At 58.1% G+C, this 11190-nt stretch carries 11 protein-coding genes and 1 pseudogene; 2 read left to right on the top strand and 10 right to left on the bottom strand.

All coding sequences use genetic code 11. From position 1 onward, the window contains the following. Nucleotides 1–4: 4 nt before the first annotated feature. The 4 genes from AC1DF3_RS25890 to AC1DF3_RS25875 all read right to left on the bottom strand — a co-directional run bounded on the left by AC1DF3_RS25890 (nucleotide 5) and on the right by AC1DF3_RS25875 (nucleotide 2502). Complete coding sequence (locus tag AC1DF3_RS25890) at nucleotides 5–613, bottom strand: hypothetical protein (protein WP_478141306.1); 609 nt, start codon at nucleotides 611–613, stop codon at nucleotides 5–7. 220 nt (nucleotides 614–833) lie between these two features. Beyond that, nucleotides 834–1544: a LuxR family transcriptional regulator gene (locus AC1DF3_RS25885; RefSeq protein ID WP_478141305.1), complete on the bottom strand. Its 711-nt coding sequence runs from the start codon at nucleotides 1542–1544 to the stop codon at nucleotides 834–836. Between the two features lie 50 nt (nucleotides 1545–1594). Further along, entirely contained in the window at nucleotides 1595–2131 is a 537-nt protein-coding gene (locus AC1DF3_RS25880) for a helix-turn-helix domain-containing protein (protein WP_478141359.1), read from the bottom strand. A gap of 212 nt (nucleotides 2132–2343) precedes the next feature. Then, a complete protein-coding gene (locus AC1DF3_RS25875; RefSeq protein WP_478141360.1) occupies nucleotides 2344–2502 on the bottom strand; it encodes a hypothetical protein in 159 nt (52 codons plus the stop codon). Nucleotides 2503–2993: 491 nt separating this feature from the next. On the opposite strand from AC1DF3_RS25875, the gene AC1DF3_RS25870 reads away from it, so the two are divergent. Next, nucleotides 2994–3281, top strand: a complete 288-nt coding sequence (locus AC1DF3_RS25870) for a helix-turn-helix domain-containing protein (RefSeq protein ID WP_478141304.1) — start codon at nucleotides 2994–2996, stop codon at nucleotides 3279–3281. Nucleotides 3282–3449: 168 nt separating this feature from the next. Here AC1DF3_RS25870 and AC1DF3_RS25865 read toward each other — a convergent pair. From AC1DF3_RS25865 to AC1DF3_RS25840, 6 genes and pseudogenes are all read right to left on the bottom strand, one after another. After that, nucleotides 3450–3774, bottom strand: a pseudogene (locus AC1DF3_RS25865) (integrase core domain-containing protein); the annotation flags it as partial. A 62-nt stretch (nucleotides 3775–3836) separates the two neighbouring features. Next, entirely contained in the window at nucleotides 3837–6053 is a 2217-nt protein-coding gene (locus AC1DF3_RS25860) for a hypothetical protein (RefSeq protein ID WP_478141303.1), read from the bottom strand. Nucleotides 6054–6539: 486 nt separating this feature from the next. Continuing rightward, the gene (locus AC1DF3_RS25855) at nucleotides 6540–7448 is read right to left on the bottom strand and encodes a hypothetical protein (RefSeq protein WP_478141302.1); all 909 of its coding nucleotides are present in this window, start codon (nucleotides 7446–7448) and stop codon (nucleotides 6540–6542) included. 307 nt (nucleotides 7449–7755) lie between these two features. Continuing rightward, nucleotides 7756–8736 carry an HNH endonuclease gene (locus AC1DF3_RS25850; protein ID WP_478141301.1) on the bottom strand — a complete coding sequence of 327 codons (981 nt, stop codon included), beginning with the start codon at nucleotides 8734–8736 and terminating at the stop codon, nucleotides 7756–7758. A gap of 22 nt (nucleotides 8737–8758) precedes the next feature. Continuing rightward, the gene (locus AC1DF3_RS25845; protein WP_478141300.1) at nucleotides 8759–9448 is read right to left on the bottom strand and encodes a restriction endonuclease; all 690 of its coding nucleotides are present in this window, start codon (nucleotides 9446–9448) and stop codon (nucleotides 8759–8761) included. Between the two features lie 149 nt (nucleotides 9449–9597). After that, entirely contained in the window at nucleotides 9598–9927 is a 330-nt protein-coding gene (locus AC1DF3_RS25840; protein ID WP_478141299.1) for a YegP family protein, read from the bottom strand. A gap of 225 nt (nucleotides 9928–10152) precedes the next feature. Between AC1DF3_RS25840 and AC1DF3_RS25835 the strand changes: the two genes are divergently transcribed. Next, nucleotides 10153–11067 (top strand): type I restriction-modification system subunit M N-terminal domain-containing protein, encoded by a 915-nt coding sequence (locus tag AC1DF3_RS25835; protein ID WP_478141298.1) that lies wholly within the window; start codon nucleotides 10153–10155, stop codon nucleotides 11065–11067. Nucleotides 11068–11190 lie beyond the last annotated feature (123 nt).

Genomic DNA, 11190 nt, shown 5'->3' with positions numbered 1-11190 from the left:
GCGCTCAGCCGGGGCGGCCTTCGAGCGCAGCCGCGTATTGGTGCGCCACCGGACTGTTAGTCCAGACAATGGTCCGGCCTTCGTCCAGCGGCTGGCGACCGAAAACCATCCAGGCATCGCACACCGCGCCGATGTGCTCGACCACCTCCAGGGCCTCGGGGTGCTCGTCGGCGACGGAGGCGAAGGCGATGCCGGCCTCGTAGCTGCCCGCCAGCAAGCCATCGCCAACGGCCGAGACCGTCGGCTCCTCGACCACCACCGGCCAGAACGAGAGATCCGCATAGCGTTGCGTGGCCGGTTGCACGCCGACCCGTCGTTGCTGGCCGCTGGATGCGCGCACGCGTAGCAGGGCCATCGGCCGGCTCGGCGATATGAAGGCGTCGACCACGAACAGCGACTTGCGGTAGCCGCCGGTGATGTCCGGTGCATCCGGATGGACCGCGCACTGCAGCATGTAGTCGGCCCGACCTGCGACCAGCTCGCGCGCGCCATGGTGGAAGTCGTCGATCCGGCCGACGGTCGTCGAACCTGCAAGGCCGTGCGCCTGCAGATAGCGCTGCAGCACGAAGTCGTGGTTGCTACCCCTGGGGCCGAGTGTCAGAAAGTGAAGCATGGCGTTCGGTCGTCCTTCAATTCAAGCAAGAGACCTGGATCGTCGCTGCCCCACGCACTCCCTTCAAGTCTTGCACTGCAGAGGAAATCGCCCGGATTCGCCCCAGATGATCGGGGAATGCGCCACATGCAACTCGGAAACGGCGCGACGTGTGGCGCCAACGCAGACGGACGCTACTGCATCAGGTGGCGATGGAGCCCAAAGTGCGCGGCCGCAGGCTTCAGCGCAGCAACCCGAGCACCGCCGCGCGGGCCACCGCTGCCGTCCTGTTCGAAACTTTCAACTTCCTGTTCACACGCTTGATATGAAAGTTGGCTGTGTCGATCGAGATTCCGAGCGACTTGCCGATCTGGCCCGATGTCAGTCCGTCGGCCGTCAACCTGAGGACTTGTCGCTCGCGGGCGCTCAGCGGGGCAAAGGTCGTCGACTTTCCCTGCCGAAGCGCAGCACTGAGAACGGTGTGCGCCACGCTCACGAGCCAGCGCATCGCAGGCTCCTTGGCGCCCAGTTCACGTCGCGAGAGTTCTTCGCGCGAACGCGTCAGCGAGAGCACGCCGACTGCACCCTCCGGGTCGAAGCACGATTGCGACCAGCCGACGCGCAGGCCAAAGGATTGCGCGTCGCTCCAGAGCGCGGGCGCCTCGGCGAACACACGGTCGCTCCAGACGACAGGACGGCAGGATCGGACACCGTGCTGAACGATGGGGTCGACATGGATGTAGCCCGCCTCCCGGTAGCGAACACGCCACCGAGGGTCGTGGTTGTCGATGGTCAGGAACCTGGGCTCGGCGAACGGCAGCGGCAGCCGCACCGCGTAGGCGCAGCGCTCGAAGCCGAGATCAAGAGCCGCTTGGGCGATGCGTTCGAACAGGTCTGGCCCATCACTCGCATGCGCAAGGCTGTCCAGCAAGTCTTCGTTCCAGGCTTTCATCCAGGGACCTCGTGCGGCTGTCGGTGACGCCGCACGAGAACCCTTCATGCCTAGCCACGCAAAGTAAAGACAACGGAGAGGTACGACACCGGCAGCGTGCCGATGTCCTCGATGCCGTGTAGTGCGCTGGCATCGAAGAGCAGTGAATCTCCGACGCGGAGTTTCACGCGCCTGGGGCCATAGCGATAGGTCACGGCGCCCGCAAGAAGATACAGAAATTTCAGGCCCGGATGCTGAAACGTCACATGGGGTTGGGCGTCAGCCTCAAGCATGACCAGGTAGGGCTCGACGAACAGGTTGCCCGAGAGCACATGGCCGAGCAGCTCGTAGCGGTAGTCCGCGACAGTGCCCAGGCGATCGACCCGAAGGCCTTTGCCTGAGGGCACATGGCTGAAGTCGGCGTGCCAGCGGTGGTCGGCGAAGAGGCGTGAAAGCGGAATGCCCAGGGCGTTTGCCAGCCGGTCCAGCGTCTCGACGGAGGGCGATACCTGGCCGTTCTCGATGCGCGAGAGCATGGAGCGGGACACGCCCGAGCGCTGTGTGAGCTCCAGGGCCGTAACGCCGGCAGCCCGGCGCAGGCGGTTCACCTGGGATCCAACGAGGGCGGAGGGTTCGCTGCGCGTGGGCTTCGCCTTGGGGGTCGGCAGGTAGAGCGACGGCGGGAGCCTGAGGGGGCGCGCGGTCGGGAATGGAGAGGCAGGCTGTTTCGCACTGATGCGGTCACCCTGGCCACGCCTGCCGCCATCACCTGCTCGATCGTTCGCGCGGGGGAAGCGCGCTGCGTCTGTGTCGATTGTTTTCATTTCGGCCCCTTTGCCGCTTGGCTACCAATCACATCGCCCCGGCCGACGTGCTCCAGGTCGTACTTGACGCCCTTCTTGACCAGCAGCTTGTTGGTGACCGGGCTAAATTCCCACCACGGCGCTACATATATGTAGATTTCTTCAGACTTGGTCATTGATTTTTCTCCCTGGGTTGCAAGAAAACGGAGCGGGGGCTCCATGGACGAAGTGAGGTGGTGCGGGCGTGGGGCGTCGCACTGCGGATGCGTGGACCGCAAGTTGGCGGCAAGGTCGACGCCTTGCTTGTGCCGTCAGACGGTGAGCTCCATCGACAGGCAGGGGCGAACGCGTGCGGTCCCGCCCTGGCGAGATAGAGGTGGAGAGATGGGCGGGGCGGCGTCGCGAAGCAGCCCGTGCGTAGCGGCGGCGCTATGGCAATGAAGAATTCGGCGTGCGGTTCATGTCGTCTCCCTGGGGCTTTTGATACCCCTTTTGTGGATGTGAAGCGAGTGCGTCGAAAGGCACACGCGTCGATTATGTGTCGTTTACGACGTTTCCTCCATAGGCACATTCCTTGAGTCTCGCGGCCATGGTGACCGCAACAGCCCCGAAAACTAGAACTCGACCCAAGAAGACGCCCCGCGTTCCGAACCCCCTGACCATCGCCATGGGGCAAAACCTGCGACGCATCCGAAAGGCATCAGGCAAGACGCAAGTGATGCTCGCTTTCGAAGCCGAGGTGGAGCGTTCCCGCATTTCCAAGCTCGAATGCGGCTACATCAATCCCTCGCTACTCACTCTGGGATCGATCTGCTACTGCCTCGGGACCACGCTTTCTGTCCTGTTTGAAGGCATCACCGAGACGATTCCACCATCGTCCAAGGGCGGTCCTCTGCGCAGGTCGAACCAAGCGGTGTTGGAGAAGGCGCCGAGCAAAGCCAGACACGCAGCCTGACGTAACGGCACGTCGCGGCGTCATGCGCCGCACCTTCGCTCCTTCGCGGTCGGCCTTCAGAATGACCTGCCCCCTCCCGCCTCACCATTCATAGCGAGGAAGTCCGCGGGTGCAAGATTATTTGATCTCTGTGGTGGTTGAAGTGGATTGAGCTGCATCGCCAGCGCGCTAGCGATGCAGCTCCGCGAACTTTGCCGGCGGCATACGCCCGCAACTGCTGTGCGGCCTGACCTCGTTGTAGTCCTGCCTCCTTGTTGCGATGGCCGCTCTGGCCTGCCGCAGCGTCTCGAACCACTGCTCGTTCAGGCACTCGTCGCGGAACTTGCCGTTGAAGCTCTCGATGTAGCCGTTCTGTATGGGCCGGCCTGTATGGGCCGGCCAGCTCGATCAGGATGTGCCGGATGCCATGCGTCTGCGCCCAGCTAATGAAGGCCCGGCTGGTGAACTCCGGACCACTGTGGGTACGCACCGCCGCCGGCTAACCACGGAATATGACTGCGCGGTCGAGCAGCCGCGCCGTCCGGGACAGTTGGTCGCGCTCGAAATGCAACCCATTCAATCTCGATCTGGGATGCCAAGAGAAACGAGTCGATTCTTGTAGATGCGCTTCTTGAGGGCGACAAAAGGCTTGCCCGCCCAATCAGTAAAAATGGAAAGGCCAACGATGCTCAAAAAGGCTTGTACTCCAACCAGAAAAGCGTTCCCCATTTTCTGATGTTGAATCGGTAACTCAGGCAGGATAAATTTATCAAGATAACCCAAGGAGATCGTGAGCACGAACATTAGTATTGCCACTGAAATTCTGATGCCCTTGGACCAACGACTCGCGCGCAACTCCGCCGACGCTCGCGCCGCAGTTCTGTATGTGGATAGTTCGGCGAGACGCTTCGCTGCTTCCGCTTCGATTTGAGAGATTGACTTCTCCAAAACCTCAATCCTCGATCGCTGCTCATAAAGCGTTGAGTTCTGCTTGCTATTCTCTGATGCCAACTGCTGCGTATTCGCCAGTAAACGGTCTGCCTGAATTTTTGTGTTTTCAGCCTCCAATTTTGCGCTCAAGAGTTGGCTTCTGATATTTTCCTCAATCGCTTTGGCGGTGATCTTCTCATTCTCGAGAGCAGAGAGTTTTTCTGCATAAAAGGCATCTTTTTCGTTTCCAACTCTTTCGGCCGCTCTTCTCTGTACTTCAGCGTAGATATCCTCGACGTTGTTTGCGGTGACTAGATTTGGATCATTAAATGTGACCTCAGCAAGATACTGAGCGGCGCGCTCATTGGTCATCAGGGCTTCGAAATGAGCCGCCATTTCTGGATCAATGTCCTTGAGAAATCGCTTGGTTCGAAGCGATATCTCCGGACGCAACTGTAGTGCAGCGGCGCAGTTTGAAAGTAGTCGAGCAGTAGTCGGTGACTGGTCAGCCTTTCCGCCGGTAATGAGCCAACACAACCCTGCCAAGTACCGATTGTTCACAATTGGAGAAAAATCGCCTTTTTGAACAAAATTGTGCAGTCTCAGGTAGTCACCTGCCCTTCGTGACAAAGTGCTATTCGGGGTGACGAACATGAATCGGCATGATGCTAGGCTATTTATGCTTACCCTTGCACCGCCTGAGCGACGCATTGTTTCAGCCACGGATTTCGCATCCCTTTCGCGTGTCAGTATTCGATCCGCAAGGCTATGTCGAAGATGTAACACCAGATCCTCTTCGTCGCCTTCCGAGAAATTCTTGTAGAAATGCGTCGCGGTCCCTTGAATTATTTCGTAGTGGTGTTTTTGCTGCCAAGTTGAAGCAACCTTGCCACTCATAGATTCATAGTAGGCTCTATACGTGCTGCTTCCGAGCCGCGAGATAGCGGGACCATATGCATCTCCGCGCTCACGGGCATTGTTTGTAGCGCTCAGAACTCCCTCGGCTTCCTCGATCGAGTGATCGAACGCCGCTATCTTGGCGCCCGCCTCCGTTATTCCCGACAATAGGCGGCGTGCATCCTCCTTGTCCTGCGACGAAGAAAGGTCCAGTAGCGACAAAATCAACGGTGTATCGATTACTACCGTAGTGCTGGTTAATCTCGGGACTGCATGTGGGGCCTGGAGATCCAAGACTAGCTCAGCGGCTAGAGCGCCGTCGGCCACCTTTGCCAGTAGCGCAAGGCGATCGGCTCCAGCGGAATGAAGCCCAGTGACATAAGAGGCTACGATCGCATCGAGCGTTGCGTCGCGCTGCAATTGATCGCTTAGTTGCAGCTGATCTTTAGCAGATGGTCCAACTAATTTACCGTCGGCCTCTGGAGCTATCACGGGCTTTGCACGGATTGCTGAGAAATCAAGCGTCGCGAGATGCCGCAAAAAAGCGGTATGAAGCTCTTGCTCCTGAAACTCGTGTTTGCTTCGCTGCAATAGCTTTCTGGCATGCTCTACAAACTCATCCAGAATCGTTTGAAATTCTTCAGACGAATCCTCAACTGCTTGCGCATGGAGTTGCGCGTATACGGCCCGTCGCACACCCGCCTCGGATTGTTCGCTAAGTAGAATTCCGCTATCTACCAGCCGCTGAGTGAAGTCTTCGAGGGCTTCGGATGGGAGGTCGATTCCATACGCGCCTGCAAGGCGCTCTGCCAGAATTTTCGAGTCGTAGATGCGACCAGACAGATCGGAGACAACCGGGCGAATCAGAAGTGCTACACCTCCCAATAGGTCGGTGTGCATCAGTTCGCTGCACTGCTTTAGCAAAGTGAACGCGATGAGGGGTCGGCTGGGGTTCAGTGAGGCCATGAGTTGGCCCGGTCAGATCGCGCGGGCTTCAAGTACAGAGGAACATATCGTTACATGCCAGGCGGCCGGTGTCCATTGAAGGAGGTCTGGCTCACGGTCGTGTGTGGCGGGCGAACGACCAAAGCACAAGGATGCCGGTGTGTAGGGATCGGCTGGAAACGTAGCTGAAGCATCATTCCGACGGTGTGGGGGAAGCTGATTCGTGCTCTCAGGAGCCGACCGAGGCATTGGCTGAGCGTGCGAAAGTGCGCTGGTTGTACAGCCTGAGTGATCGCAAGATCGCCGATCTGGCGGGCCTATCGCGCCGGGGGGCAAACCGATGTTCAATGCTGAAGACTAGAGGAGTGGCGACTAGCGAACCGGACTCCAGCAATGCCGCCGGATTTTTGATACGCTGGAATCGCGGCCGCTTACTAAGGCATCCTGTTACGAAGATGAGGACATAGCGCTCCCGCTGGAGCTTGGCTTGACTATCCATTCGAACCCTTATCGGTAAAAGTCCCCAATTTCAAACAGTCGCTTCGTGTCAAAAGACACTCCTTCCCGAACGCGATTGAAGAGATCTCTACCGATGTGTGTATTTTCTCTTGAGGGGGTTACGAAGTATTCCTCCTCCGAAACCGCATTCATCAGAATTTCAACGGGGACTTTCGAAAATATCTTGCCTTCCTCCAGTTGAGGAGTCTCAATAGACAGGTTGATATCGGAAGTCAATGAGTGTTTATGAAGTGTTTTTGAGAAATACGGACCCAGCACCTCGATGAATAAAAAATCCAGTTTTCTGAAGAAAAAAGAGTTCTCTTTATCGATCTTTATTTGCGGCATTAGATCCAATTTTGGTATTACATATCTGAAGGAATGGAATGTTTGAATGGCAATTACCGCCGCCTGCATGACATCTACCTGATTTGCAAAAAGAGGATTTCCGCTAAAGGCTGTCTTATAAAATTCGATGGGCTTGTCATTTGTTCTGTCGTGAAACAGTTCATTCCTGTAGCGCTTAAATTCTTCCAATTTTTGAAAAGGACCAGAGTAAAAAGGAATCTTATCAACCTGCAATATGTCGAATAAAGATCTAATACGCGAATCAAAATCCCTCTTCTTTAGATCATCAAAGGATGCTCCTTCGACCAGGCAGGAAATTCTCAGGATCGAATTTATGTAGGCCTCAATCGACAAGAACCACAGCGCCACGGAATTTTGCGTAGCATTGCCCTGATTAATCTGAAAAGTGGAAAATTCAAGTTGCTCGATCTGCTGCGCACTGTAATAGAAAGCGAGGTTCGCAAACTGCAAATAGGTTAGATGCGTCATCGACTCAGGCCCATCTCCAAGCGATGGGATCCAGGCCGAAGTTGTGCCGATGGTGTTATCTCTGAGTTGTTCGAGTCGCATAGAAATTCTCAACGCGTATTTAGAAGATGCCATTGCGGGACACTCGGCCGTCCGCGCTCGCCGTTTGGATTCGAGTGGCCCACTCCATCATCTAGAAATTGCGCCAGGGCGTCTTGCAAGTCGACTCGATCGCACTACTTTCCTCAAGGCTGGCGATACTGAATGAGATTCGAGCATATGGTCTCGTTTGCTGCGCAACTGATGGTGGTGATGCATCATGGGGACGCGCTCCGCACTGTTGGGCCTTGACGCTGCGTTCGCATTCCGCGGCCAACGCAGCAGCCTTCCCCCAAATCCGGGTGGTCAGTCACCGATCCAAAAATCTGGACTTTAGGAGCACATTCTCACGATGGAATTCCAGGAACCGTCTCTGTCCAGTGGAAAATCCGCCCACGTTTGGCGGACGCTCTGGCTCGATCCCCATCCTCACCAATGATTCCCGATGAGCCACGGGCGACACGATCACCTGTCCGTCATCTTCGAAGCCGATGAAACCTCGGTCAAACAGGTGGTCGACGGTCGGCGTGAGCAACAGGCCGTTTTCGCCATCTAGTCGCTCCTCGTGGCTGGCATCGCGCCAAGGCTTGCAATGGCTCGCGCGGAGGTGCTCTTCGCGATTCACCCCCGTGATTCGGCAGGCGCGCTCGATACCCATGACACGCTTCTTGAAGAGCCCTTGGCCCCGCCGCGCGAGCACAATGGCTTGGCGTTCCGTCTCCTGCAGCGACGGGTCCGACTGAACTTGATTCAGTTCGTGCTCTTCCCATTCCACCAGCCCGATGGCTCCAGCGATTGAAGGTTCGTCGGCTACTCGATGGCCCAGCACCAAATCACGCGCCTCCGCGCCCAGCAAGTCGATCAGCGCGGCCGCGAGTCGATCCGGGATGTGGGTCAAGTACACGCTCTGCAGGCCGGCTCCGTTGGGACGCAGCGGCGCATATCGGACTGGCAGCAACGGAGCCAATGTGACCATGTGTGCGGATGGTCGGATCGGCGAGTGAAGTTCAGTAAATCGCACGTCGATGCGCCAGCCGATTTTGTCCCAATAGGCGCCCGCAACGCCAAACTCCAACGGCTTGGGTGCCTCATAGGCATGCGAGCCAGCGATGCCGATCGCGCAGATGACAGTATCTGCAAACGAGAATACGACGTCACCCGGTGCGACTTCGCGCATGAAGTCGTAGAAGGGATTTCGTGCCTGATTGGCCTTCCGCTTCGGTGACCACAAGTAGCCGCCTTGCACTTCGTGACGATACGTTTGGTTCTGGTTGACCCACCAATAGCGCATGATTGACTGTGCCTGGTCGGGGCTATAGCTCGACGCCACTCTGCACTAGCCTCTCCGCGGCCCGCAACTTGATCGTGGATTTGCAGCGCAGCTTTCCAAAGTTGACGCAGCCCCAGAACAAGGCGCCCCCGCCCTTTGGCTCTCGGACGACCATCTTTACCCCGCAGCTCGCGCAGGTCGGACGCCAGTACTCACCTTCGTACGCGGTATCAAGCAACGATGCCTGTTGCTGCTGCGTCCGGCTTGCGATCAGGCCCAGGAGCCCGGCGCGATTCTGAGCGCTGATCCCATGAGCGGCGGCGAAGTCGGATGCGTCGGCGGTAAATGTAGAGCTGGTCGCAAAAATGCCGCGATCCAGATCGTGGGACTTCAGGACGCCGAAGAACGCGCGTTCGTCGTCCACGGCGACCTTGCGAGACCAGTGTTTGCACTGGACGATCATCGGCTTGCTTGCATGCTGAAGGTATAGCCAGATGTCCACGCCTCCATCGGCACCATGCGACTGTGATTCCGTGCGTACACCGGCTTGGCCGTACAAGGCTTCGCAAAGGGCCTCGAAGCGACGCCATTCGATGTGATCGAAAACTTCAGAATTCCACTCGCGCGACTTTGGCGCATAGGGTTCTGATTCGACCTGCCTGGCGGTTCGCGCGGCGGGGGCGGCGGCGGTAGGTTTTGGTACGGCTGCTGGGGTTTTTCTTGGCCAAGGCATGCGGCGTTCTTCTCCTCTGGCAAATGTAGCCGTTGGCGGCCGCAGAGGCCCAAGTCTGGGGATACTCGAACTACCCTTCGTGCCAGAATCTGGCCTGCAAGCTGACTGCGCGACTGCACCGTCTTGGTCAGCAGGCCAGCCTCGGAAACCTACGTGTTGTCAACCGTCGGTGCGCCCGGCGCATTCAGCTTGACCCAGTTGATGCCGTTGTCTCTGGACGCGGGCGACGAGTAGGTCTCGCTGGTCCCGATCGTTTCCCCGTTCCCTGCCAGGACAGTGAAGTACGCTTGGCCGTTTGCTGCGGTCAGTCGCCGATATCGCATCTCGTGCGGGGCGTTGCTCTTGACAGAGGCAATACCACCCTGTGCATTTTGTTTGGTCGTGTAGCGCTCGCTGGTGAGAACGGTCTCGCCGTTGGCGGCCTTCAGGTTGAACATGAACTGTGTCCCGCTGCGCTTGAGGTCGTAATGGATGGGCATGGTGCCTTTTGGTTTTGTTTCAGCCCTGGCTACCGCACATCAGCCATGCCAGAGCGTCGCGCGGACCGCGCGACGGTGCACTCTGCTGGGCATCGCCAAGCGTGTCCTCCTCAATGAGATGGAGATGGCTCAACGAGTACGTTGCCCACTGCACGCTCCGTATGAGCCTGGAGCCGGCTTGCCCCCACACCCGGTGTTGCAGCGACCGGCTGCATGTAGACCGTCATGGACCAAGAATTCCAGAGTTGCCGGGCAGATTTGGGAATCGACGGTCGAGGTGACTATGATTCAGAGTTCTGCTCTGAAGGCGCGTGCGCCGGGTTGAGCAAGAGCGACGATTCCGCCCGTTTCTGCCAGCAAATGCCTCTAACCCTTCCCCAACTCGAAACTCACCTCTTCAAAGCCGCGGACATCCTGCGCGGCAAGATGGACGCCTCCGAATTCAAGGAGTACATCTTCGGCATGCTGTTCCTCAAGCGCTGTTCCGACGTGTTCGAGCAACGCCGCGATGAAGTCGTGAAGCTCGAAAAGGACGCCGGCAAGAGCGATGCCGAAGCGAAGCGATCCGCCGAAAACTCGCGCTGGTACAAAACCGAAGGTTCTTTCTGGGTGCCGCCGCAGTCGCGCTACGCCAACCTGGTCAACGACGCCCACCAGAACGTCGGAGACGCCCTGAACAAGGCGTTGACCGGCATCGAGACGGCCAACACCAGCCTGTATGACGTGCTGGAGCACATCGACTTCACCCGCAAGGTAGGCCAGAGCAAGATCCCGGACATCAAGCTGCGCCAGTTGATCACGCACTTTGGCATCTATCGCCTGCGCAACGAGGACTTCGAATTCCCCGACCTGCTCGGCGCCGCCTACGAGTACCTGATCGGGCAGTTCGCCGACTCGGCCGGCAAGAAGGGCGGTGAGTTCTACACGCCGCGCTCGGTGGTGCGAATGATGGTGCGGCTGATCAAACCGACGCTGGCCCACGATATCTATGACCCCTGCTGCGGGTCCGGCGGCATGCTGATCGCGGCCAAGGAGTACATCGACGAGCACGGCGAAGACGGCCGCAAGGCCAACCTCTTCGGACAGGAGTTCAACGGCACCGTCTGGTCGATCTGCATGTCGGCGCCGGTTGAACTTTGACCCACCCTGCCGGTTGAACTTTGACCCGGGGATGGGAGCCGGCATCGTGGTTGCCGACTGTGGATAACTGTAGCTGTTTCCTCCTTTCTTGCTTTGCTTGATGTTCGGTCTTTGAGGGCGCGG

The sequence above is a fragment of the Variovorax sp. 10N432 genome (genome assembly GCF_056394465.1).
The sequence above is the reverse complement of the archived record's forward strand: the minus strand, read 5'-3'. Positions and strand labels throughout refer to the sequence as shown.